This window comes from Corynebacterium pseudokroppenstedtii (assembly GCF_019754945.1).
Taxonomy (GTDB): domain Bacteria; phylum Actinomycetota; class Actinomycetes; order Mycobacteriales; family Mycobacteriaceae; genus Corynebacterium; species Corynebacterium pseudokroppenstedtii.
This window is the reverse complement of record NZ_JAEUWU010000003.1, coordinates 457,926-482,662: the sequence shown is the minus strand read 5'-3', so window position 1 is coordinate 482,662 and position 24,737 is coordinate 457,926. Positions and strand designations below refer to the sequence as shown.

Sequence of the window (24,737 nt, the reverse complement as noted above, 5' to 3'; positions counted from 1 at the left end):
CACAAAACACAACAACAAACACCCCCGATGGACATGGTTCATCACAAAAGAACACCGAACACTCACCAAGCGAAACCACCGTCGAAAATAAAACGACAAGTCCACGGGTTCAGGCGGTGAGCTAAAGGTGGAGAGTGACCTGTGAACTGATTGCCAGGCAAGCGGTGAAGCGGTGGCAAAGAGTTAGCTTGCGATCGACGCTTCTCCACTATTGGAAAAGGGGCCGCAGACGCGGCCCCTGACAAGTATTCAACTACAGCTTTGGAGGTTTGCATGGGATTCTGACTTCAGATCCCACTCCCGACAAGGAAAACTACGGATCACTTCTCTGCGAACTTAGCTCCCGCGAACGACTTCTTGCCCCGTCGCAAAACCAACCACTGTCCGTGGAGGAGATCGTCCGCACGTGGGGTCCAATCCATGTCCGCGACCCGTTCATTGTTCACATACGCGCCACCCTCTTTAACCGTGCGGCGAGCAGCGCCCTTTGAAGGTGCAAGCTTCGACTCGACAAGCAGGTCAACAATCGTCGGCTCTGCCCCTTGGGGAAACTCCGCAATCTCTGTCTCCGACAGTGCACCCTTCAAGGTCAAATTGTCCAGGTCACGCAGCTCTCCACGACCGAAGAGTGCCTGCGAAGCAAGTTCCACAGACTTCGTCGCTTCCTCCCCGTGGACCAACGTCGTCATTTCTTGAGCTAAGCGTTTCTGCGCTGCACGCTTATGCGGACGCTCCTGCGTTTCAGTTTCTAAGTCTTTGAGCTCTTCCCGGTCAAGGAAAGTAAACCACCGTAGGTAACGGATAACATCGGCGTCTGCCGAGTTGAGGAAGTATTGATACCACGAGTACGGGCTAGTCATTTCTGGATCGAGCCACAACTTCCCACCGCCAGTGGACTTTCCGAACTTTTTCCCTTCAGAATCGGTTACGAGTGGAACGGTTATTCCATGGACAACCTCGTTATCGACACGCCGATTGAGGTCGACGCCTCCGACAATGTTTCCCCACTGATCCGATCCACCGATTTGAACCCGGCAATCGTAGCGTCGTCGAAGTTCAACGAAGTCATTCGCTTGTAAGAGCATGTAAGAGAACTCCGTGTAGGAAATGCCGTCGCCCTCTAGCCGGCGTTTCACGGTGTCTCTTGACAACATGGTGTTAAGCGAAAAGTTCTTACCTAAATCTCGCAGGTACTCGATGACAGACATTTGCGATGTCCACGTGTAGTTATTTTCGAGAATCGCACCATTGCTCCCTGAGAAATCAGGGTCGCCTTCAAATGAGACGAAGCGTCGAAGCTGTGACGAAATATTCTCGGCCCACTCAGAGACCGTATCTGCGGCAAGCATCGCCCGTTCCCCCACTTCACGGGGATCACCGATCATCCCCGTCGCGCCGCCAGCTAAGACGATCGGGCGGTGCCCGGCCTGCTGGAACCGCTTGAGCATCAGCAACGGAACTAAATGACCGGCATGGAGCGACGGACCCGTGGGGTCAAAGCCCGTATATAGCGTCAGCATCCCCTCACGAGCCGCTTGTTTAAGCAGGTCAAGATCAGTCGATTGATTAATAAGACCTCGCCACTGAAGATCGTCAATGACAGCTGCTCGAGCGTCAGATCCTTCTGACACGCCGCTATCCGCTCCGTTGTTCATTTAGTACGTGCTCCTCTACTACACACTCGACTGAGAATCATTAATCAGTTTGGCGACGGATTTCCCGCTATAACGCACAAGTTTCTTTATTTGCCTTGGTAAGCGAGGGCCTCGTCCTCAAGAAGGACGGGAATTCCGTCGTCAATGGGATATGCAATATGCAAACGCGGATTAACCAAAAGCTGCTCGTCCTCGTGATACTCCAGTGGCCCCTTGTCTTGTGGGCACACCAGGAGTGACAGTAGCTCTTCATTCAGGCTCATAAACGCCTAGCCTACCTTGCTGCTCATACCCGACGCTCACAGCATCTTCTGTCATCGAGCGCTACCCCACGGCGCCACGATGTGCTGGGAATGATGCACCGGCAGTAAATGGCATCAACATCCGGACGCCGGCGTAGCGACGTCGTTGTAAAGATGTCGGCGAACCAGGTGGCGAATGCTGACGGACGGGTACTAAAGATTAATCGCTACCAGGAATGGGCGAATGGGCTGCCCACTCGGAATCATGAGATACGACTTGCCTCAACCGCTCAAGTTGCTCCATCACGCGTGGTCTTGCGGTACCTCCCTTAGTGTCGCGGGATGCGACCGACCCTTCCACGGTGAGCACTTCCCTCACCTCTGGCGTTAACGACGGATGAGCCGAGCGCAATTCCTCGTCAGTCAAGTCTTTAAGGCTGACTTCGCGTGCCTCAGCCATCCGGACACACGAGCCCGATGCCTCGTGAGCTTCCCTAAAAGGAACACCCCGGCGCACAAGCCATTCCGCAAGATCTGTCGCTAGGGTGAATCCGCGAGGCGCCAATTCACGCATCCGGTCGGTATGGAAGGTTAACGTCTTGACCAAACCGGTCATGGCCGGCAAGACCAAAAGAAGTTGATTAACCGAGTCAACTATCGGCTCTTTATCTTCTTGTAAATCGCGGTCATAGGCCAACGGGAGTGCCTTACACGTCGCCATAAGACCCGCAAGATTACCGATCAAGCGTCCAGTTTTACCGCGAGTCAATTCAGCAACATCCGGGTTCTTCTTTTGCGGCATGATCGATGATCCCGTCGACCACGAATCATCAAGGGTGACATAACCGTATTCAGGTGTGCACCAAGAAATAATCTCTTCAGCAAGACGCGACATGTCAACACCAATTTGTGCCAGGACATAGGCAGTTTCCGTCGCAAAATCTCGGGAACTCGTTCCATCAATAGAATTCTCCGAGGAGGAATCAAACCCTAACTCTTGCGCAATAGCCTCTGGATCCAAATGGAGAGTGGAACCTGCAAGAGCACCTGAACCATACGGGCTCACAGCCAAACGCTTGTCCAAATCCTTAAGCCGGTCGACATCTCTCACAAGCGGATGCGCATGAGCCAGAAGCTGATGAGCAACGAGGATCGGCTGAGCAGCCTGAGAGTGAGTTTTACCAGGCATAATGTCGTGGGAGTGCGCCTCGGCTTGGTCGGCTAGGGCGTTCACTAATTCAATGACCTCGGCTGCGACATTTCGAACGGCGTCACGTACCCACATACGGAAAAGGGCGGCAACTTGATCGTTACGCGAGCGACCTGCGCGGAGGCGTCCACCGACCTCGGCGCCCACGCGCTCAATGAGACCACGTTCCATGGCGCCATGGACATCTTCGTCGGTGGGATCCGGCTTAAAGGCGCCCGACGCAACGTCTTCACCGAGTTGGGTCAAGCCGTTAATCATCGCTTCGAAGTCGTCGTCGCTAAGAAGGCCTCGACTGTGCAAAACCCTGGCGTGAGCCTTCGACGCTAAAACGTCGTATGGTGCCAGAACCCAATCAAAATGGGTGGATACGGACAGGGTGAACATGGCTTCGCTCGGCCCGCCGGAGAACCGGCCTCCCCACAAAGAGCCCTGATTCGTTTTATGCGCCGAAATTCCCATTGTTTCTCCTTTGATGCCCACTACCTCAGACCCACTATTCAGACACAGTGAACTTTGCTTCCCGAAAAAACACTATGCCAAATCCACGAAGAAAATATCGTGACTATTGTTCACGATCTCGTTTGCAGGCGATCTTCGAAGACAAACCATGCAGCTCCACAAAGCCACGCGACAGCGTCTGGTCAAAAGTATCCCCAGTGTCGTATGTCGCTAAATTGAAATCATAAAGCGACTTATCCGACCGACGGCCGTTCACCGTGATCCGGCCTTCGTGGAGAACAAGACGGATATCGCCCGTGACATTTTCCTGTGTCGAGCCAATAAAGGCGTCGAGCGAACGCTTTAGCGGCGCGAACCACAGTCCGTCATAGACTTCTTCAGACCACCGGGCATCGATGCCCCGCTTATACCGCGCGAGCTCCCTCTCAACCGTGATGTCTTCCAGCGCCTCGTGAGCCCGAATGAGCACCATTGCACCCGGAGCCTCATACACTTCACGAGACTTAATTCCGACGAGGCGGTCTTCGACCATATCGAGCCGGCCAACACCCTGAGCACCACCACGACGATTCATTTCTTCGATCGCCTCCAACACTGAGACAGGCCGACCGTCAATAGCGACGGGCTTACCGCTTTCGAAGGAGATAACGACCTCGTCGGGAGCATTTCCCAGTGATGGTTCCTCTGTGTATGCGTACAGATCCTTCGTCGGCGGGTTCCACAAATCCTCGAGGAACCCTGTCTCGACTGCCCGGCCCCACACGTTTTGGTCAATGGAGAAAGGCGAGCTTGCCGATTGCTCGATGGGCAAATCAATCTCTTCAGCAAAGGCAATTGCCTTATCCCGGGTCCACGCATAATCACGTGCAGGCGCAATAATCTTCAGGTCAGGCGCGGTGTCGGCAAAACCTACTTCAAACCGGACCTGGTCATTTCCTTTGCCCGTGCAGCCGTGGGCAACGTGGGTGCCACCATGTTCCTTAGCGGCTTCCACCAAGTGCTTCACGATCAACGGCCGAGAAAGCGCAGATACCAGCGGGTATTGCTTCATGTACAGACCGTTTGCCTTAATGGCCGGCAAACAATACTGCTCAGCAAATTCATCTTTTGCATCGACGACGATTGCCTCAACCGCACCGCAGGCGAGAGCACGCTGACGCACCGATTCCATGTCCTCGCCGCCTTGGCCCAGATCAATGGACACTGCGACGACCTCGCCATCCGTCATCTTCGACAAATACGGGATAGCTACCGATGTATCCAGGCCACCGGAATAGGCGAGAACAACACGATTAGTCACAAGACTCTCCTTGGAAATTGAGTAAACGAAAAGTAGATAACTCGAGGTCAGCAGCCGATAGCCACAAACATCTGTGAGTATTATTCAAATATGCGGATAAGTTTAGTCACCGAGACGAGTATGACGAAACTCCGGCGAAATACCGAGCGAGTTGCTCACCGTTCATCGGTTCACGGGACAGCACGAAAATAGTGTCGTCACCAGCAACTGTGCCGACGACTTGCGTCAAAGGAGCACGGTCAATCACACTAGCGAGATACTGGGCACCACCCGGAGGAGTCCGGAGCACCGCAAAGTTTCCGGAGAAGTCCGTCGAGACCAGAAGCTCTGCCAAGGTTCGACGTAGCTTATCCATCCGACCGTCCGAATCGGGCTCCGCGTCGGGACCGTCGACGGTATAAAAACTTGCCCCGTCGGAGGAACGGACCTTCCGCGCCCCCATTTCATCGAGATCCCGTGACAACGTCGCCTGAGTGACTTCCACCCCGTCCCGTGCCAACAACTCGATGATCTGCGATTGATTCGAGACATGATGAGATTGCAGGATCTCTAAAACTCGAGCCTGGCGGGCAGTACGCGTCGATGGCGCATGTTTCGACATTAATCAACCTCTCTCAAACCGACGAGAACCACGAAGTCTCCCACGACAATCACGAATACGGATTATGCTCTATAACCCACGACAAGAGTGCTTTTTGCGCGTGAAGACGGTTTTCTGCTTCATCAAAAACGCGCGACTGAGGGCCATCGATGACTGACGACGTCACCTCGCTACCCCGGTAGGCCGGAAGGCAATGGAGGAAAACCGCCGTCTCTTTCGCCCGATCCATCACCTCGTCATTGACCTGGTACGGCAAAAGCGGCGTTCGACGATCGAGGCCATCATTTTCAAAGCCCATGGAAATCCACGTATCGGTAATGACGACATCTGCTCCGGCTACTGCGTCAACATCGTCAGTCACCACGACGGATGCCCCTGTGTCTGCGGCAAGACCTTGAGCTCGCTTCACGATAGCGGCGTGTGGTTGAAAACCTTTAGGAGAACAAATCGTTATATTGATACCTGCCATGGCAAATCCAAGCAGATATGAATTCGCCATGTTGTTATTTCCATCCCCCAGATACACAGCCTTTAAACCATGCAATTCATTCACTTCACTGTGAGGAGTGCAGTGCTCAATAATTGTAAGAAGATCCGCTAAAATTTGACACGGATGATAATCGTCACAGAGTGCATTGACCACGGGGACAGTCGCTGTTGACGCCATACGTTCAAGATTACTGTGTTCATATGTTCGCCATACGATCGCTGTAACGAAACGAGAGAGCACCGCCCCCGTATCCTCAAACGTTTCCTTTTTACCGATTTGGGAACTACCAGAGTTAACCACAATGGCATTGCCGCCCAACTGCGCGATTCCCGCATCAAAGGAAAACCTCGTGCGCGTCGATGTCTTATCGAACAGGACTGCGACGGACTGTGGCCCTTCTAATGGACGAAACCCGAAAGGATCCTTTTTCATTTCAAGAGCGCGCGCTAAAACCTCAGCTTGCTCCGATGATGATAAATCGTCATCTTTTAAAAAATGCCGAATATTCTCCATTACTCACACCTCATAATTAAGTCTATATATAAATAACGAAATGTAACTATATATCAACCGATCCTGACGCGTCTACCATCAACTAAGTCTTCTTCTATCGCCTGGAGACACCGTTTTAAGTTGCAGTAACGCATCATTGATCTCGGACTACGCTCCCAAGTGACTCTTTCAGTCGGCTCACGCCTTCGTCGCATTCTTCATCAGTGAGAACCAAAGGCGGAGTAATACGCAAAACCGACTCCGCGGGAGCATTCAGGATTACTCCACGGTCACGCGCGTCTGAAACGACTTCTTTGGCGATAGGCGAATCTAAAACAACCCCCAGCATGAGACCACGACCCCGCACCTGAACAACATGAGGCAGCGATGACAATGCTGTACGTAATCGGCTACCAATACTCCTGACATGACCCACAAGGCCGTCGTCGCAGTATTGTTGGACCACCAAACCAGCAGATGCCGCGACTGGGTTGCCAGCAAACGTCGAACCGTGAGCCCCTGGAGTAAAGAAAGAGGACGCTCTCCCCGTCGCCACGCACGCACCTATCGGAAGTCCGGCCGATAATCCTTTAGCCGTTGTCACCACGTCGGGAATAATTCCAGCATCCTGAAATGCGAAATAGTCTCCGGTACGGCCGTTCCCCGTCTGCACCTCATCACACATCATGAGAGCACCGACGCGATCCGCTATCCGACGAATGTCTCTCAAAAAATCCCTCGACGCCGGGATCACACCGGTCTCGCCCTGAATCGGCTCGACGATAATCGCAGCGACCTCATCCGGCTGAATCTCAACGAGTTTTTCTAGATAAGACGTGTCGTTGTAGTGGAAAAACTCGACTCCCCCAGGGAGCGGAGCGAAAATATCGCGTTTGGCTGGCTGGCCTGTCATAGCCAATGAACCCATTGTCCGACCATGAAACCCATTCAGCGCAGCCAAAACACGACGCTTACCCGTGAGCCTAGCTAACTTAAAAGCCATCTCGTTAGCTTCTGTTCCGGAATTACAAAACGCTACCCGAGTGGTTGACATAGTGCGATCACTGTCTGCATCGTGACCATTTTCATCACGACGGCCTTCCCACAGCCGTTCCTTCAGCTTTTCGGCTAAAAGCAAAGATGGCCTGTTAGAAAACAAATTTGATGTGTGGGTGAGGCTACTCGCTTGAGTGGCGACGGCTTTTGCTACTTCTTCATTACCGTACCCCAAAGAATTAACCGCAATACCTGCAAGAAAATCGACATACTCTTTCCCCCGGGAGTCCTTTACTCGCGCACCATGACCACTGATCAATTGCAATGGCGGTTCACCATAATTATTCATCATTGTCGAGGACCAACGGTCTTTCCAGGATTTCTCCGGATGAGAACCATCGACTTCTACAGGAGTATTCATGTCACAACTTTCGATACATCAGATTTGTGGAGCGCACCAGGGGCGTTACGAAGTAGAGCTTTGAAACCGAATTAGGATCACTGATCGGAATCCGGGTCTGCGGGCTTCTGCTTATCATCACCTGTATAGGGACGACGATCCGCACCATAAACTATTCCTTCTTCATCCATCCCGTAAGAATGGCGATAAATGAGGTGATCAGCACGGACGACAGGATCCTCACCATCGGGGATAATCATCGTGCCGATACCGCCCGAGGTCAATAGCTCTAAAAGCACGCTATGAGCAATGCGGCCATCGATAATGCTTGCCGCTTTGACGCCGTGATCAACTGCCTCGACTGCAGATTCAATCTTCGGAATCATGCCGGATTCCAGCCGGGGAAACACTGAACGAGCTCCAGAGATCGTGATCTTTGAGACGAGAGATTCCTTATCTGGCCACTCGGTATAGAGCCCTTCCACATTCGTCAAGACCAGTAGCCTCTCAGCACCTAGGGCTTGTGCCAGTGCAGCAGCTGCAGAATCCGCGTTGACGTTATACACATGGCCATCGTTACCTGGCGCAATGGTCGACACAACTGGAATTCGCCCAGCCTGGATTAAATCCACAATCGTCGATGGTTCGACATCGACAATATCGCCGACTAATCCTATGTCCTCCTGAACTCCATCTACGACGGCATAGCGTTGCCGAGCAGTAAATAAGCTCGCATCCTCACCAGAAGTACCTACCGCATAAGGACCAAATTGGTTGATAAGGTTAACGAGTTCTCGGCCCACTTTCCCGAATAAAACCATGCGGGCGACTTCCATCACCTCCGGAGTGGTAACCCGATATCCACCTTTAAACTCGCCTTCAAGCCCTAGGCGCGAAAGCATCTCGTTAATCTGCGGTCCTCCACCGTGGACGACAACTGGCTTAACGCCGACGGTCCGAAGAAAAACCATGTCCTCCGCAAATGCGCGCTTTAAATCATCGTCAATCATGGCATTACCGCCATATTTAATAACGACAATGGTATCTCGATAGTGAGTGAGCCACGGAAGAGCCTCCGCTAAAGTATGTGCCCGCATTTCTGGAGTTAACGCGGCCGTTAATGAGCTCACCATGATTATTTCCCCTCACTCGCATGCATTAATTTCATCACCACTAGTTTCATAATGACCGAGCACATCGTAAAAAAGTCAACTAGAGATCTGCCTCGGATTTTTCGACGTCATAACGCGCCTACGTTGTGTACGCTGAATTAATTTCAACGTAGGAGAAAGAAAGATCTGTCGTACGAACGGTGGCCTCTCCTTGGCGCCCCGTGCCTAAATCGACGACCACGGAGATATCCGGACCAGAGATATCGACGTCACGACTACCCTCAACAGCAGCAGAATCCTTACACACCACATGATCGTTAAATGACACCGAGATACCATGCGGATCCATCTCCACGTCGGCTATCCCTACGGCAGCCAACACACGACCCCAATTGGGATCAGAACCAAACATGGCGCACTTCGTTAAATTGTCGCGCCCGATGGTTCGGGCCGCGACCAGCGCCTCAGAGTCGTTAGCAGCACCGATGACCTTTATCGAGACTCGTTTAGTCACGCCCTCAGCATCGCTTTGCATTTGTGAAGCAAGGTCATTGCAGACCTGATGAAGCGCGTGCGCAAACTCTTCCGGGCTAGGTGAAACACCACTGGCTCCCGACGACAAAAGCAACGCCGTGTCATTCGTCGAGGTCGATCCATCAATATCTAAGCGATCAAACGTTGTTGAGGCTGCTCCACGCAGTGCATCGCGGGCCGTGTCTGCGTCCACGACCGCGTCGGTAGTGATGCAGCAGAGCATCGTAGCCAAAGAAGGGGAAATCATTCCCACCCCTTTAACCATTGCACCGATGCACCAGCCATCTCCCACAAAGCCTGCCCGTTTGGGGACAGTATCGGTCGTCATGATCGCTTCTGCCGCGGCCGTACCAGCGTCGTCCGACGAAGCATTCGTCGAATCTATGTCACGGCTTAATGCATCAATGCCCACGTTGACACACTCCATGGGGAGATGATCGCCGATGATGCCAGTCGAGCACACAGCCACATCGTGAGCATCACAGTGCAAAAATGAGGACACAGCGGAAGCCATATCGCGCGCGTCTTGGATCCCCTGCTCACCCGTACACGCATTGGCGTTACCGGCATTAAAAACCACGGCGCGCAGATGGCCGTCGCTAATGTTGGCGCTCGTCACCTCGACAGGCGCGGCCCGTATTTTATTTCGAGTGAATACTCCCGCAGCTACATCATGCGGCCCATCATTAACGACAAGACACATGTCGGGTTTGCCCGATTCCTTAATACCCGCCGTGGTCGATGAAGCCCGAAACCCCTTCGGCGCGGTGATCCCTAGTAATGACACAACTATTCCTTAAAATTAAATAAACCGATGCTAAAAACGTAAAAGCGTTAAGTAAATACCCGAACAATGTGGGTTAAGAACACCTTACGAAAACAAGGGGTCTGGAATTATGGCGCGACCCCATTAACGCTCAGTCCGGAATCTTCCGGCCACCCCTGTGCAATATTCATGCATTGGATAGCAGCTCCGGCAGTTCCCTTGACCAAATTGTCAATAGCTGAGGTCACGACCACTCGTCGTGCTGCCACATCGTATTCAGCCTGGATATGGACCGCGTTCGATCCCAACACGGATTGAGTTGCTGGCTGCTGATCACCATTTAAAACAACGACAAATTTTTCACCGCTATAGAACGACTGATATGCCGCTTTGACTGCGCCCTGTGCTGCATTGGGATCCTTTTCAGTAAGAGCTGCTAAATCTTCCGATGCTGGGGCGGATGCAGTCGTCAATATCCCCCGCTGCATCGGAGCAAGAACAGGAGTGAAAGATACCTGAACGGGCTCGTCACACGCTTCTTCTAAATTCTGAATGATTTCTGGGGTGTGACGGTGTTTCCCACCCGTCTTATACGCCCGCGCTGACCCCATTGTTTCTGACCCCAACATGCCCACTGAGGGCTTCTTACCAGCACCTGACACACCCGTGACAGAAACAATGGAGATTTCTGGGGTGATGAGCTTCGACGTCAAGGCTGGAAGTACAGCCAGCGTCGCGCCGGTCGGAAAACATCCGGGGACGGCAATGCGCCGAGTACAGGCGATTTTCTTCCTATGCCCGGGCATCTCGGGGATTCCATACGGCCATGATCCCGCATAAGGAGAGTCATAAAACGCTTCCCATTGCTTTTCATCTGCGAGACGGAAATCAGCCCCACAGTCAATGATTAGCGTTTCATCCGGTAAACATTGCCCGATCCTCGCTGAATGACCGTGTGGCAGCGCCAGGAACACGATGTCGTGCTCAGCCAGGCGCGAGAGCTCGGTCTTCTCAATGGTGCGTCCGTGTAATTCCACCAAGTGGGGCATTAACGCTTCAACGCTTTGACCTGCATGAGAAGCGCCTGTCAATGCTCCAATGATCATAGCACCGGCCCGATACTGCGGATGGGAGAGAAGGAGCCTGAGGATCTCGCTGCCCGCGTATCCCGTCGCTCCGGCTACTGCCACTGAAACTGTCATATGACGGACAGTACTTATATATGCACTCGTGTGCAAATTATTCAGCTACGGAGGGTGGCCCCTAATTCCTCATTGGCATGAGCCACTGCCGCTTGCCGGGCCTCGTTACACTCCTCTTCGGTCAGAGTCCGATCCGACGCCCTAAACTTCAGCGCAAAGGTCATTGAAACCTTGTTCTCGCCCAATGCCTCGGAACGGTAAACATCAAAGAGTTCAATCGATTCCAGCAGCTCCCCTGCACCCGTCATCAACGATCGACGCAACTTCTCTGCAGGCACCGAGTTATCGACGACGACCGCGACATCCTGAAGCACCGCCGGGAATGGAGAGAGCTGAGGAGAGACTGCCTCACGCACGAATGGGATAGCATCCAGGTCAAGTTCCGCGGCAACAGTCCTGGGTGGAATTCCCAACCGTTCGCACACCTGAGGATGAAGCTCCCCTGCGAACCCAATGGCACTTTCAGGCTCATAATTCGGGGATCCTTGCAAGAAAACTCCAGCGCAACGGCCCGGATGCCACGGTAGATGGTCAACATTCACGAACTCAAAGTTGATACCCACAGCACGCCCGACGACGCGTACAGACTCAATTGCATCCATCGTGTCCACGGGACGGCCCGCACCCCACGGACCATTGCTCGTCCACAATCCTGACGAGACAGTACCTACATGCAATGGCTGGCTCGGTAACGAATGGATAAGTGCGTGAACCTCAGAGTCGCTGGGTCGGGCCGACACATCCAACATGGGTGATGGACCATTGCCCTCGTCAAAGGAAACCTGTTCGACGCCATACAGAGAAACATCGGCTTGACCACGGTCGATATTGCGTTTCAATGACTCAAGTAACGACGGAAGGAGCGTTGTTCCTAGTGAACTGTGCCCCGATTCCAGCGGATTAAGAACCTTGACGACATTCCGCCGTGGATCATCCTTCTCCAAACCCCACACATCAAAGGTGTCATCTGCGATAAAGGGGCTGGGTAGAGTCTCCGTGTATCCACTCCAAGCCAAGGCATGTCCTACTGCACGACGTCGCCGTTGCCGAGGAGTGAGCCCACGTCCCGCCGGCGACTGGGGAACGACGGATGGAATATCCTCGATACCTTCCAGGCGCAGAACTTCTTCGACTAGGTCGGCTTTCATCGTGAGGTCAGGACGCCAGGTCGGCGGAGTAACGGAGAGCAATGGATCCGCACCCTCATCTCCCTGAGCTTGGGTCACAGCACATCCGATTTCCTTGAGACGCTTCTCCGCAGTCCCCTTCGGATAATCTACGCCCGCCATCTGCGACGGATAATCGTCATCCATCCGAATGGTCGGCATAGCGGGAACGTCGCCAATGAGGGTCCTCCCGGATGCGATCTCTCCCCCGGCAATCCCAGCGATAAGCGCCGCCGCGGTATCAAGAGCAACTTCTACCAATGCGGGATCGACACCACGTTCGAAGCGTCGGGAAGCCTCGGACGACAGTTTGTGACGCCGCGATGTCCGCGCAATAGTCATCGCATCAAAGTTCGCAGCTTCGAGGTAGACAGACGTCGTCGAATCACTAATTTCCGACGTAGAACCGCCCATCACCCCGGCCATGGACTGAATTCCGGTCTCGTCCGCGATGACGAGGTCCTCAGGATCCAAATTCCTTTCGACCCCGTCCAACGTGGTCAGCGTTTCGCCTTGCTGCGCATCACGTACGGTCAAGCCGCCATCGATCTTGTCAGCGTCGAACGCGTGCATGGGCTGGCCGTACAGGAACATAACGTAGTTGGTGACGTCGGTCGGCAAATTCACTGGCCTTTGGCCGCACAGCATCAGTTGGCGTTCCATCCAAAATGGAGTCGCCGCCGACGGATCGATTCCACGAACCTCGCGGATTCCAAAACGTTTGACGTCAGCCGTATTGCGAACATCAACCGGAAGAGCGTCCCCAGACACGTCGGGCACCTGGACACGTAGTTCCGCAGCTGCAGGTTTGTCAGCGGGATCGACATACGTGAGGTTGAAACTGGATGCAATTTCTCGTGCTAGCCCACGGACCGACAGGGCATAGCCACGGTCTGGGGTGATGTTGACATCAAAAATAGTGTCGGACAGCCGGAGGAAAGGCCGGGGATCGTCGCCGGGCTGTCCCGCCTTTGCGGGCAGAGTGATGATGCCCTTGTTCTGAGTCCGTGAAAGCCCCAGCTCCATCGCAGAGCACAACATTCCCTCGGACATTTTGCCGTACGTTTTGCGGGCACTAATCGAAAAATCGCCAGGAAGGACTGTGCCAGGCAAGGCCACCACAACAATGTCGCCCTCAACAAAGTTTCGCGCCCCACAAATAATGTGTTGGAGCTCGCCCGAACCATTCGCTTTACCAACGTTGACATCACAGTAGCGAATAGGTTTCTTAAACCCCTCAAGCTCCTCAATTTTTTCCACCCGGCCTAAGACAAGTGGACCCGTCGTCTCGGGGATTGTCTCGTATCCCTCAGTTTCAAACCCAACACGAACATAGGCAGAATCTAGATCTTGTGGCGTGACTGACCAGCCGGGATTTGCATAGTCCAGGATTTCAGTAATCCAACGTTGGGGCATGAACATGGAAGACTCCTTAAAGAAGAAAGATGAATAGCAGACGAAATAGTGATGCAGAGGCTATGCCCGAATCCCGAATGGCCTGGTGAACCTGATATCTCCTTCAACCATGTCACGCATGTCCGGAAGGTTGTTTCTAAACTGCAATGTCCGCTCTAGCCCCATGCCGAATGCGAAACCTGAATATTCATCCGAATCTATGCCGGCAGCTCGCAGGACGTTGGGGTTCACCATTCCGCAACCGCCCCACTCAATCCAACCTGCTCCGCCTTTCTTCTCTGGGAACCAGACGTCGACTTCCGCGGAAGGCTCAGTGAAGGGGAAATAATTGGTCCGGAAACGCGTCTTAGTGTTCTCCCCAAACAAGACCCTCGCTAAATGGTCCAACGTTCCGTGGAGATGCGCCATCGTGAGGCCCTTATCCACCGCTAGGCCTTCAACCTGGTGGAAGACCGGTGTGTGAGTCGCGTCGAATTCATCCGTGCGGAATGTCCGCCCAGGGCACGCGATATAAATGGGCAAATCACGGGACAGCATGGTCCGCATCTGCACCGGGCTAGTGTGAGTACGAAGTACCTGGCCCGAGCCTTCCGGAGCAATGTGGAATGTATCCTGTAGCGTCCGCGCAGGATGATCAGGCACAAAATTCAATGCATCGAAATTGAAATACTCGGCCTCAACCTCGGGGCCGTCGGCAATTTCCCACCCCATGCCGACGAAAATATCCTGAATGTGCTCAGAAATTTGAGTGATCGGATGCATCGCTCCGACGGGCCGACGCGTTGACGGGATCGTGACATCCAGGCGCTCCGAACGCAATACAGCCTGGTTACGTTCTTCCTCAAGCACAGCCTTGCGTTCTGCAAAACGCTTCTCGACGCGCCCCCGAGCCTTGTTCACTGCCCTACCGGCGTCTTTTCGTTCTGATTTCGGCAGGGAACCTAGCGAGCGTCGTGCCAGAGGGATGGGAGCGGAATCCCCGAGATGCTCCTTACGTGCTTGTGCTAGATCGTCCAGCGTCGTCGCTTGATCAAATGCACTAATCGCAGCATCAGCGGCGGCATTCAGTGATGCTTCGGAAACATCAATTTCTGACACGGAGGTGAAACCTTTCACGAGTAACTAGTGACGTACGTCGATAATCTGATTCAGAGTCTATCAATACCTTGGGGCGAACCAAGAGCGCGTGAAGCCTCGTAAAGCGTAATCGCAGCAGCACCAGCGACGTTAAACGACTCAGCACTTCCTCTGATCGGAATGCGAACCCTGACGTCAGCAAAGTCGGCGACATCAGATGAAAGCCCATGGGCTTCGTTGCCAAAAAGCCACGCGCTGGAACGGACCATCATCGGGGGGTTTAACGATGCCTCCATATCTTCTGTTCCCCCCACGACTTCTGTTCTCTGCGCACGCCGAATGCGCCATTGAGCAGCGTCGTCGGCAGCGTCGTCCAGGGAGGTTTCACCGTCGATAGTCGTCGCTACTATCTGAAATCCTGCTGAGGATAAATCGGCGAGCGAGTTTCGTATGTCTCGCTCACGCCCGATGGGTATGCGAAAAACCGACCCTGCCGCCGATCTCACCGTCTTGCCATTGTGAATGTCAACCGAATTTCCTAGGAATACGACGCAGTCCGCACCAACGGCATCAGCCGTTCGGATAAACGTCCCAGCGTTACCCGGATCAGACATATCAATTCCGACGGCGACGAGGCCACGCCCAGATCGCCCGCGGTTGATACATGATTCCACTGATGTGGAGAGTAATTGGCAGGTGGCGAATACTCCGCTATGGCTTACTGTCTCCGATAAGGCTGAAGCAGCTTTATCGTCGATTACGTTCACCGGAATACGTTGTTCGCGAGCCAACTCTCGTAACGTGGAAAACTTGTCCCAGGCATTATCGGCCACAAACACTTCTTTAGCGACCCCCGCCGATAAAGCACCCTCTACCCCATTGAAGCCCTCGACAAGAAACTTCTTTTCTTTTCGTCGACCAGCCGACTTAAGTAGCTTCCGGGCTGCGATAATCCTCGGAGTCCGTACCGTAAAAACCTGATCTGGTCGATCATCGGTTAAACGATGATGAGGATAATCGGTAGACGTTTCGGACATGTTATCCACGTGATCGCACATCACTCAGCAATTCTTTTCAATACTTGTGAATACGGTGGGCCGTCATGGGCGGTATATCGAGTCAGACAGTGTTCGCAGAAACCCAAGTTCGCTTGCGGTTGACCCGTCTTCACTCAATATAAAGAAAACGTCGCTCTCAATGGAGCGACGAACAAAATATACCCCGTGCCCCACCATGTACGAGCCGTGACCATCACAGGAAAGTGCGATGACACACGCTGATGGTGTGGAGCCGAGGGAAGCTAGAACTACTTCGCCGGGGCGTTAACGTCCTCAGGCAAAGCGTCTTTAGCAGCCGCACACAATGCGGAGAAAGCCTGCTCATCCGAAACTGCAAGTTCAGCGAGGTTCTTGCGGTCAATGTCTACACCAGCGAGTCGGAGGCCCTGGATGAGACGGTTGTAGGTCATGTCGTTCTGGCGGGCCGCTGCATTAATACGAGTGATCCACAGTTTGCGGAAATCGCCCTTCTTCGCACGGCGATCCCGGAACTCGTAAGTCTTCGAGTGGAGCATCTGCTCCTTAGCCTTACGGTACAGGCGGGAACGCTGTCCGCGGTAGCCCTTGGCGGACTTCAGGACCTCGCGACGCTTCTTCTTAGCATTAACTGAACGCTTCACACGAGCCACAGTGTTACTTCCTTCTATCTAGTCGGGGGTGTTATCGAGCGGGTGATTTCTAGCCCTCGCCCAGGAGCCGCTTAACGCGCTTGGTGTCGTTACGGGAAACGGAAGTATCGCCCTTCAAACGACGGGTGCGGGTCGATGGCTTGCCCTCGAGAAGGTGACGGCGATTAGCCTGCTCGCGGCGGAGTTTGCCGGAGCCCGTCTTCTTGATGCGCTTCTTAATTCCGCTGTGGGTCTTCTGCTTCACTGCCGATTTTCCTTTGCACAAATTGAATGAGTTGGTCTTGCACGCTGCCGAGATAGTCGTGAATCGATCTACGACTTCCCGGCTCACGCCACACTGGGCAGAGCACTCGCCGAAAGAAACACAAGGGAATCCCTCAGCAGTTCATGCACTGCCCTGAAGTTGTGAGAAGGACTACTTCTTACCTTTGCGACGCACAGGACCGAGAACCATAGTCATGTTGCGACCATCTTGCTTGGGCCGAGATTCAACGACGCCGGCATCGGCGACGTCATCAGCCAAGCGCTCGAGCAACCGGAAACCTAATTCCGGACGAGACTGCTCGCGACCACGGAACATGATTGTGACCTTCACCTTGGAGCCTTTCTCCAAGAACCGGACAACATTGCCCTTCTTAGTCTCATAATCATGATCGTCGATCTTGGGCCGGAACTTTTGTTCCTTGACGACGGTCTGCTGCTGGTTGCGGCGAGATTCGCGAGCCTTTTGTGCCTGCTCGTACTTGTACTTGCCGTAATCCATGATCTTGGCCACAGGTGGTTTTGCACGTGGCGCAACCTCGACAAGATCAAGATCGGCGTCATAGGCGAGCTTGCGAGCATCGTCGGTACGCACGATTCCAACCTGTTCGCCACTAGGGCCAACGAGTCGAACTTCGGGAACACGAATTCGCTCATTAATGCGAGCTTCAGCGCTGATGTGAGACTCCTCAATAGGGATGAACATTGACTGGTCTGGCCGCACTGACGTGCTACAAGCGCTGGATACACCTTGAACCGGACTCACAGGCATTTTCACGAGTGCGCATAACGCACGAGTGCCAACCCCTGAGGAGTAGGCTCCTTTGCTGCGCCATAAAAGAATCCCCGCTTAACAGATCCACTCTGTAAGACGGGGATGCCACCAAGGCCCAACACATAAGTTCTGAGCGTGAGCCAAAACTTATCGGTAACCTTCTACCAGAGTCCAACCTTTCGGCGGTCACGTGGTGGGAGCATCCTCCGCTTGTAGCCCGCGTGGATTTCCACCACGTCGGACGGTCGTGTCGATCAGGATAGCAGGGTCGTGGACTACTACCAAATCTTTAGCTAATCGTTCCAGGGATGCGCCGATTGAAGGTGTGCTACCGGCCAGGTGTGGTAACTAGTCAAGTGCCTGCAATAGGTCGGCGATAAGGTCTTCGGCAGATTCTAGGCCAAGCGAAAGTCGAACTAAATCATCAGGAACTTCCAGCACTGATCCCGCTGTCGACGCGTGAGTCATGGCTGCCGGATGCTCGATCAGTGATTCAACTCCGCCAAGCGATTCGGCGAGTGTAAAGACCGATGTGTTCTTGCAGAGACGCTGTGCCGCATCGTGGTCAGCGAGGCGAAGAGAGACCATGCCGCCGAAGTGAGACATTTGAGCAGCGGCGACCGCGTGCCCAGGGTGGCTCTCCACCCCTGGATAAATGACCTCTTTAACCGCTGGGTGATCGGCCAATCGGTTAGCTATAGCCTGGGCATTCGCGCTGTGTCGCTCCATCCTGACCGGCAGGCTCCTCAACCCGCGCAGTGTGAGGAATGAATCGAAGGGCCCAGCAATCGCACCGGCTGAATTCTGCAGGAAAGCGACCTCATCATCGACGGCTTTGTCAGATGTCACTACTGCTCCGCCGACCACATCAGAGTGCCCACCGATGTATTTCGTGGTCGAATGGACGACGATGTCCGCGCCGAGGGATAGCGGTTGCTGCAAAGCCGGAGTAGCAAACGTATTGTCAACCACCAACCGAGCGTTCACGCTGTGCGCGACTTTAGCCAGAGCAGGGATATCCGCAATGGTCAGCAGTGGATTGGTTGGGGACTCAGCCCATACCAGCCGCGTCCGATCAGTGAGCGCGGACTGGACCTCATCGAGATCGTTAATTGCCACTGGCGTGTAATCGATCCCCCACTTGGCAAAAATCTTGTCAATGAGTCGGAATGTTCCGCCATACGCGTCATTGGGGATGATGATGTGGTCGCCGGGTTTGAGCATGGCCCGCAAAACTGCGTCACTAGCCGCCATTCCTGAGCCAAAGGCACGCCCATACTTGCCCCGCTCTAGCTCAGCGATTGCTTTTTCTAATGCAGTACGGGTTGGGTTTCCCGTCCTGGAGTACTCGTAACCGCCGCGCAGTCCACCGACTCCGTCTTGGGCATAGGTAGACGTTGCATAAATAGGTGGGTTAACTGCTCCAGTTGCAGCTTCCGGCGTCCACCCTGCGTGAACGGCAGATGTCTCCAATCCTCGGTCTCGAGCGTCTCCCTTTTCTATGTCACTCATGTTTTCCCTTTCTTCAGAACGTATTGGTTTTATTCCCACTAGGCTTCGCTCTTTGTATGCTTTACTTTTTGGCGAAACCAAGCAGATCTTGACGAGTTACCACTCCAACCGGAACACCATCAGCGAGAACCATCAGTGAATCCACACTTTCTAGTTGCCTGATAGCTTCAGTTGCTCGCTCTTGATCGCCGACGAGGGGCATGGCGTCCTCCATCACGGACGAGACCGAATCGGACAACGAATGGCCATCCTCGTACACAGCTCGTAGCAGGCCTCTTTCAGTGACAGCGCCACGAATTTCTCCCACCACAATCGGAGGTTCGGCCCCTAGGACTGGCATCTGCGATACGTTGAATTCCCGCAAAATATTGATGGCATCACGGATGGTCTCATTCGGGTGAGTGTGAACGAAAGCGGGAAGCGACGAGGCTGAATCATTCTTACGACGAAGGATGTCGGCTATCGTCGGCTCTTCTTGTTCACGGTGGCGTCCGGTATCAAAACCATACGAAAGCATCCACTCGTCATTGAAAATCTTGCCTAAGTATCCCCGGCCACCATCAGGCAAAAGAACAACAATTTTGGCGTCCGGATCCCGTTGAGCAACCTTTATTGCGGCAACAACGGCCATTCCCGACGATCCACCGACTAAAAGACCTTCTTCTCTTGCTAGGCGACGCGTTATCGCAAAGGCTTCAGCATCGGTCACGGAAATGATCTCATCGGGAAGGTTGCGGTCATAGGCGTCGGGCCACATGTCCTCACCGACTCCTTCGATGAGATACGGGCGTCCGGAACCACCCGAATAGACCGAGCCCTCGGGATCAGCACCAATGACTTTGACTGCTCCGTCCGAAACCTCTTTGAGGAAACGGCCCGTGCCCGTAATTGTTCCACCGGTGCCCACTCCCGCTACGAAGTGAGTAATTTCCCCATCAGTGTCCCGCCAAATTTCTGGCCCGGTGGATTCATAATGGCTAGCCGGCCCATTGGGGTTGGAATACTGATCGGGTTTAAAGGCTCCGGGTGTTTCGGAAACGAGACGATCTGACACCGAATAATACGAGTCAGGACTATCGGGCTCTACGGCCGTCGGGCACACAACGACTTCAGCGCCGTAAGCGCGCAGGACATCGATTTTGTCTTTTCCCACTTTGTCGGGGCAAACAAAGATGCACTGGTATCCGCGCTCTTGGGCAACCATCGCTAAACCGACTCCGGTGTTTCCCGACGTCGGTTCAATAATGGTTCCGCCGGGCTTGAGTTTTCCTTCTTTCTCCGCAGCATCGATAATCTTTTTCGCTATGCGGTCCTTAGAACTTCCGCCCGGGTTAAGGTATTCAATTTTGGCAGCAACTAAGCCTGCTCCATCCGGAACAACAGACTGCAGCTGCACTAGGGGCGTATCACCAACGGCCTCAGTGATGTGTTTCAACAATTTCATGGGATCGAGTATAGAAACCCCAATCCCAATCAGTTAGACCGACCGGTCTGTAGCTCGGCTGTAGCTCTAATTAATTACTCTTTCCAGGGAGCATATCGGCCAAATACTTAGCGGTATAGGAACCGGTTTCTTCCCGACGCTCCACCAGACCTTCAGGCGTCCCCTGATCAACGACACGTCCACCGCCGGCACCGCCCTCTGGCCCCATATCGATGACCCAATCTGCCATCTTGATGACATCCAGGTTGTGCTCGATAACGATGACGGAGTTCCCTTTGTCAACGAGCCCCTGAATCACGAGCATGAGTTTCCGAATATCTTCAAAATGCAACCCGGTCGTTGGCTCATCAAGGATATAAACCGTCCGCCCACGAGAGCGTTTTTGCAATTCGGAAGCTAATTTAACGCGCTGAGCTTCACCACCGGACAACGTCGTTGCCGACTGTCCCAAACGGACATAGCCCAAACCGACGTCGACAAGAGTCGCGAGATACCGGTGGATAGAGGTGATCGGTTCAAAGAAGTCGGCAGCCTCAGAAATGGGCATATCGAGGACTTCGGCAATGTTTTTGCCCTTATATTTGACCTCAAGAGTTTCCCGGTTATACCGCGCGCCATGACAGACTTCACACGGAACATACACGTCGGGGAGAAAATTCATTTCAATCTTGATTGTCCCGTCGCCTCGACATGCTTCGCACCGTCCGCCTTTAACATTGAATGAAAAGCGACCGGCTTTATAGCCGCGCACTTTTGCCTCTTGTGTTTCGGCGAAAAGATTACGAATCTTGTCAAAAACTCCTGTATATGTCGCAGGATTTGACCGCGGTGTCCGGCCAATCGGACTCTGATCAACCTGCACCAACTTGTCCAGCTGATCCAACCCCTCAATCCGACGGTGACGGCCTGGAACGACGCGGGCACCATTCAAATCCCTCTGCAGTGTCGATGCGAGAACACCATTCACCAAGGACGACTTACCTGACCCCGATACCCCAGTGACGACGGTTAAAACACCGAGCGGGAAAGACACATCGATGTTTTTTAGATTATTTTCCTTAGCCTCAATGACTGTGATGTGACGGTCTTTATCAAGTTCTCGGCGCTTGTCCGGAACGGCCAACACCCGTCGACGGGATAAATAGTCACCGGTTAACGAGTTCTTACACTTCTCGATGCCATCCGGTCGGCCCTGATAGACCACTTCCCCACCATATTCACCAGCACGAGGACCGATATCGACCAGCCAATCCGCTGTTCGAATTGTTTCTTCATCGTGCTCGACAACGATGAGAGTATTTCCAAGATCGCGAAGCTGTTCCAGAGTGGCGATCAATCGTTGATTATCGCGCTGGTGGAGGCCAATCGAAGGCTCGTCAAGAACGTAGAGGACGCCCGCCAGACCTGAGCCGATCTGTGTCGCTAAGCGAATACGTTGAGCTTCTCCGCCTGAAAGGGTTCCAGCCGAACGAGATAGTGAGAGATACTCAAGTCCGACGTCGAGAAGGAAAGTCAGTCGCGCCTGCACTTCCTTGAGTACTCGGCCGGAAATCATTTCCTCACGGGAGGAGAGCGTTAACGAATTTAAGAACACCGAAGCGTCAGAGATAGATAAATCACTAAGCTCCGCGATGGATAACTCCTGATTGGTACCATCCGAAGAATCTCCGGCAATCTTGACCGAGAGGACCTCCGGCTTTAAACGAGCTCCATGGCACTTCGGACAAGGCACCTCACGCATATATGCCGTGAACCGCTGCTTTTGCGAATCAGACTCTGCCTGGTCTATCCGCCGATGAAGGAATGGCATGACCCCTTCAAACGGCGCGCTATATTTCCTTACCCTCCGATAGGCATTGCGATAACGAATGGAAATCTGATGATTCGATCCATGCATAATCGTCCGCTTCTGAGACGCAGTAAGGTCTTTCCACGGCGTTCTCGGAGATACCCCCAACTGCTGGGCTATTGCCTCCACCATTTTTGAATAGAACGTTGAATGGTTACTCACCCACGGCGCGATGGCTTCCACCAGCGGCTTCGTATCGTCAGGAATCACTAACGATTCATCAACAGTCAGCTTGCTCCCCAACCCATCGCATTCGGGACAAGCTCCGTATGGCGAGTTGAACGAGAACGTTCTCGGTTCCAGTTCATCAATGGCTAGTGGATGGCCATTTGGACATGCCATTTTCTCACTAAAACGTCGGAAACGATACGGATGATCATCATCTAAGGAGACAAAATCAAAGATGACTACCCCATCAGCGAGATTCAATGCGGTTTCGACAGAATCAGTTAACCGCTGCTTCTGAGTCGGCTTCACTGACAGACGGTCAATAACAACTTCGATATTATGTTTGACCTGTTTTTCCAATTTAGGGACATCGGAAATGTGATAAGTCGTTCCATCTACACGGACACGAACATATCCCTGTGCTGAAAGGTTCTCGAATAAGTCAACAAATTCCCCTTTTCGTGTCCGCACAACCGGAGCCAAGATTTGGAATCGGAGTCCTTGCTCCATATCCATAATCTGGTCAACAATTTGTTGCGGCGTCTGGCGCTCAATAACCGCACCACAGGTCGGGCAGTGCGGGATGCCAATGCGCGCATAGAGAAGCCGGAGGTAATCATAAACTTCGGTGATCGTCCCCACCGTTGAACGCGGATTATGGTTCGTTGACTTCTGGTCAATGGAAACAGCCGGTGAGAGTCCCTCAATAAAATCGACCGCCGGTTTCTCCATCTGGCCAAGGAACTGACGGGCATAAGAGCTCAATGACTCGACATAACGACGCTGCCCCTCAGCAAAAATCGTATCGAAGGCAAGGGATGATTTACCGGATCCGGATAAACCCGTGAAAACGATGAGTTCGTCTCGAGGTAAATCGATATCAACACCTTTTAAGTTATGTTCACTGGCTCCCCGGACGATCAGTCGATCTGCCACAGATTTCCCTTCTTATACCGCTCATTAATGGTTTGTGAAACGAATACCGCGCTATTCTACGACCAGTGCAGGCCACCCCGCACACAACGTCACGAAAAAGACCTAGGGTGGACGCATGAGCACTTCCAACAACACTCCGGAAAACTCGGAAACGCCACACGCAGACACGAATAACACGGCAGCTCGTACCAAGGAACATATAGTTTTTGGCTCGTACACAGGGCATATTGACGGCCCTCGGCAAGCTCAACGATTGGTCTATGAGGCCCCACCTCAAACTCGCGATGGACAGCCCACCTCATCCGAGGCAAGCGTCGTATCCGTTATCAAAACCTCCGTCGGATCCATGGACAATTCCTGCTATCTTCTGGCACTAAATAAGGATGCGGTCCTCATTGATGCGGCAACTGACGCGCCTTTTCTCCTTGATCTCGCCGATGCCGCGGGTGTGAAGATAACGGACGTTATCACTACGCATTCACACTATGATCACGTCGGAGCCCTCCAAGAGGTTCTCCAGCAGACTGGGGCACGACATCATGCGTCCGCCGGGGATGCACCTGATTTACCTGCCGATGCTGACTGCGTCGTCAAGGATGGAGAAAGGTTCGACCTTGCCAGTGAGAAGCTAGCTGGTCTTCACTTGTCCGGCATTACTCTCCATGGCCACACGCGTGAGGGGCTGGCCATAGCCTTTGACCCGCAATCCTCACTCGGCATTGAAGCGCCCGTTCACGTTTTCACTGGCGATTCCCTTTTCCCCGGCGGGGTCGGAAAAACGTCGTCGCCGGAGGCCTTCAACCAATTATTAGACGACGTCACCCACAAGCTCTTCGATGTGTATGATGGGTCAACCTGTATCCACCCGGGCCATGGGGACGATACGACACTGGGTGCCGAATATCCTCATCTCGCCGAATGGCGTGAGCGTGGGTGGTGATCAACGCACCCTACCCCGTGGGCGAACAGTTCTCACGCCCATGGGGT

20 protein-coding genes are annotated in these 24,737 nt (G+C 53.4%); 1 reads left to right on the top strand and 19 read right to left on the bottom strand.

The genetic code is table 11. From position 1 onward, the window contains the following. Positions 1-320: 320 nt before the first annotated feature. From tyrS to uvrA, 19 genes are all read right to left on the bottom strand, one after another. Positions 321-1,655 (bottom strand): tyrosine--tRNA ligase, encoded by a 1,335-nt coding sequence (tyrS, locus tag JMN36_RS07265; protein ID WP_204088399.1) that lies wholly within the window; start codon positions 1,653-1,655, stop codon positions 321-323. Between the two features lie 86 nt (positions 1,656-1,741). Then, positions 1,742-1,918, bottom strand: a complete 177-nt coding sequence (locus JMN36_RS07260; protein WP_012731485.1) for a Trm112 family protein — start codon at positions 1,916-1,918, stop codon at positions 1,742-1,744. Between the two features lie 199 nt (positions 1,919-2,117). Then, positions 2,118-3,566: an argininosuccinate lyase gene (argH, locus tag JMN36_RS07255; protein WP_204088398.1), complete on the bottom strand. Its 1,449-nt coding sequence runs from the start codon at positions 3,564-3,566 to the stop codon at positions 2,118-2,120. 103 nt (positions 3,567-3,669) lie between these two features. Further along, on the bottom strand, positions 3,670-4,866 hold the full coding sequence (locus JMN36_RS07250; RefSeq protein ID WP_204088397.1) for an argininosuccinate synthase: 1,197 nt from the start codon (positions 4,864-4,866) through the stop codon (positions 3,670-3,672). A gap of 106 nt (positions 4,867-4,972) precedes the next feature. Further along, positions 4,973-5,467 carry an arginine repressor gene (locus tag JMN36_RS07245; RefSeq protein WP_012731482.1) on the bottom strand — a complete coding sequence of 165 codons (495 nt, stop codon included), beginning with the start codon at positions 5,465-5,467 and terminating at the stop codon, positions 4,973-4,975. A gap of 49 nt (positions 5,468-5,516) precedes the next feature. Then, a complete protein-coding gene (argF, locus tag JMN36_RS07240; protein WP_221924095.1) occupies positions 5,517-6,470 on the bottom strand; it encodes an ornithine carbamoyltransferase in 954 nt (317 codons plus the stop codon). A 133-nt stretch (positions 6,471-6,603) separates the two neighbouring features. Continuing rightward, a complete protein-coding gene (locus tag JMN36_RS07235; RefSeq protein WP_204088395.1) occupies positions 6,604-7,866 on the bottom strand; it encodes an acetylornithine transaminase in 1,263 nt (420 codons plus the stop codon). Between the two features lie 77 nt (positions 7,867-7,943). Beyond that, positions 7,944-8,978 (bottom strand): acetylglutamate kinase, encoded by a 1,035-nt coding sequence (argB, locus tag JMN36_RS07230; protein WP_204088394.1) that lies wholly within the window; start codon positions 8,976-8,978, stop codon positions 7,944-7,946. 118 nt (positions 8,979-9,096) lie between these two features. Continuing rightward, a complete protein-coding gene (gene argJ, locus JMN36_RS07225) occupies positions 9,097-10,278 on the bottom strand; it encodes a bifunctional glutamate N-acetyltransferase/amino-acid acetyltransferase ArgJ (protein ID WP_204088393.1) in 1,182 nt (393 codons plus the stop codon). Between the two features lie 107 nt (positions 10,279-10,385). Continuing rightward, positions 10,386-11,459 carry an N-acetyl-gamma-glutamyl-phosphate reductase gene (gene argC, locus JMN36_RS07220; protein ID WP_204088392.1) on the bottom strand — a complete coding sequence of 358 codons (1,074 nt, stop codon included), beginning with the start codon at positions 11,457-11,459 and terminating at the stop codon, positions 10,386-10,388. Positions 11,460-11,500: 41 nt separating this feature from the next. Then, the gene (pheT, locus tag JMN36_RS07215) at positions 11,501-14,047 is read right to left on the bottom strand and encodes a phenylalanine--tRNA ligase subunit beta (protein ID WP_221924094.1); all 2,547 of its coding nucleotides are present in this window, start codon (positions 14,045-14,047) and stop codon (positions 11,501-11,503) included. 54 nt (positions 14,048-14,101) lie between these two features. After that, positions 14,102-15,139, bottom strand: coding sequence for a phenylalanine--tRNA ligase subunit alpha (pheS, locus tag JMN36_RS07210; protein WP_221924093.1), 1,038 nt, complete (start codon positions 15,137-15,139; stop codon positions 14,102-14,104). A 50-nt stretch (positions 15,140-15,189) separates the two neighbouring features. Then, the gene (locus JMN36_RS07205) at positions 15,190-16,155 is read right to left on the bottom strand and encodes a TrmH family RNA methyltransferase (RefSeq protein ID WP_221924092.1); all 966 of its coding nucleotides are present in this window, start codon (positions 16,153-16,155) and stop codon (positions 15,190-15,192) included. A gap of 269 nt (positions 16,156-16,424) precedes the next feature. Then, positions 16,425-16,805, bottom strand: coding sequence for a 50S ribosomal protein L20 (gene rplT, locus JMN36_RS07200; RefSeq protein WP_046202951.1), 381 nt, complete (start codon positions 16,803-16,805; stop codon positions 16,425-16,427). Positions 16,806-16,854: 49 nt separating this feature from the next. Further along, positions 16,855-17,049 carry a 50S ribosomal protein L35 gene (gene rpmI / locus JMN36_RS07195; RefSeq protein ID WP_046202952.1) on the bottom strand — a complete coding sequence of 65 codons (195 nt, stop codon included), beginning with the start codon at positions 17,047-17,049 and terminating at the stop codon, positions 16,855-16,857. Positions 17,050-17,220: 171 nt separating this feature from the next. Then, positions 17,221-17,772, bottom strand: a complete 552-nt coding sequence (gene infC / locus JMN36_RS07190; protein ID WP_012731471.1) for a translation initiation factor IF-3 — start codon at positions 17,770-17,772, stop codon at positions 17,221-17,223. Between the two features lie 417 nt (positions 17,773-18,189). After that, positions 18,190-19,353, bottom strand: coding sequence for a cystathionine gamma-synthase (locus tag JMN36_RS07185; RefSeq protein ID WP_221924091.1), 1,164 nt, complete (start codon positions 19,351-19,353; stop codon positions 18,190-18,192). A gap of 61 nt (positions 19,354-19,414) precedes the next feature. After that, on the bottom strand, positions 19,415-20,797 hold the full coding sequence (locus JMN36_RS07180) for a cystathionine beta-synthase (protein WP_204088387.1): 1,383 nt from the start codon (positions 20,795-20,797) through the stop codon (positions 19,415-19,417). A gap of 70 nt (positions 20,798-20,867) precedes the next feature. Beyond that, on the bottom strand, positions 20,868-23,750 hold the full coding sequence (gene uvrA / locus JMN36_RS07175) for an excinuclease ABC subunit UvrA (protein ID WP_204088386.1): 2,883 nt from the start codon (positions 23,748-23,750) through the stop codon (positions 20,868-20,870). 346 nt (positions 23,751-24,096) lie between these two features. On the opposite strand from uvrA, the gene JMN36_RS07170 reads away from it, so the two are divergent. Beyond that, positions 24,097-24,690, top strand: coding sequence for an MBL fold metallo-hydrolase (locus JMN36_RS07170; RefSeq protein ID WP_236881667.1), 594 nt, complete (start codon positions 24,097-24,099; stop codon positions 24,688-24,690). Positions 24,691-24,737: the final 47 nt, after the last annotated feature.

What these genes read in the sequence shown, in the direction of transcription:
- tyrS (WP_204088399.1), bottom strand. Translation starts at nt 1,655, where the DNA reads ATGAACAACGGAGCGGATAGCGGCGTGTCAGAAGGATCTGACGCTCGA.
- JMN36_RS07260 (WP_012731485.1), bottom strand. Translation starts at nt 1,918, where the DNA reads ATGAGCCTGAATGAAGAGCTACTGTCACTCCTGGTGTGCCCACAAGAC.
- argH (WP_204088398.1), bottom strand. Translation starts at nt 3,566, where the DNA reads ATGGGAATTTCGGCGCATAAAACGAATCAGGGCTCTTTGTGGGGAGGC.
- JMN36_RS07245 (WP_012731482.1), bottom strand. Translation starts at nt 5,467, where the DNA reads ATGTCGAAACATGCGCCATCGACGCGTACTGCCCGCCAGGCTCGAGTT.
- argF (WP_221924095.1), bottom strand. Translation starts at nt 6,470, where the DNA reads ATGGAGAATATTCGGCATTTTTTAAAAGATGACGATTTATCATCATCG.
- JMN36_RS07235 (WP_204088395.1), bottom strand. Translation starts at nt 7,866, where the DNA reads ATGAATACTCCTGTAGAAGTCGATGGTTCTCATCCGGAGAAATCCTGG.
- argB (WP_204088394.1), bottom strand. Translation starts at nt 8,978, where the DNA reads ATGGTGAGCTCATTAACGGCCGCGTTAACTCCAGAAATGCGGGCACAT.
- argC (WP_204088392.1), bottom strand. Translation starts at nt 11,459, where the DNA reads ATGACAGTTTCAGTGGCAGTAGCCGGAGCGACGGGATACGCGGGCAGC.
- pheT (WP_221924094.1), bottom strand. Translation starts at nt 14,047, where the DNA reads ATGTTCATGCCCCAACGTTGGATTACTGAAATCCTGGACTATGCAAAT.
- JMN36_RS07205 (WP_221924092.1), bottom strand. Translation starts at nt 16,155, where the DNA reads ATGTCCGAAACGTCTACCGATTATCCTCATCATCGTTTAACCGATGAT.
- infC (WP_012731471.1), bottom strand. Translation starts at nt 17,772, where the DNA reads ATGTTCATCCCTATTGAGGAGTCTCACATCAGCGCTGAAGCTCGCATT.
- JMN36_RS07185 (WP_221924091.1), bottom strand. Translation starts at nt 19,353, where the DNA reads ATGAGTGACATAGAAAAGGGAGACGCTCGAGACCGAGGATTGGAGACA.
- JMN36_RS07180 (WP_204088387.1), bottom strand. Translation starts at nt 20,797, where the DNA reads ATGAAATTGTTGAAACACATCACTGAGGCCGTTGGTGATACGCCCCTA.
- JMN36_RS07170 (WP_236881667.1), top strand. Translation starts at nt 24,097, where the DNA reads ATGGACAATTCCTGCTATCTTCTGGCACTAAATAAGGATGCGGTCCTC.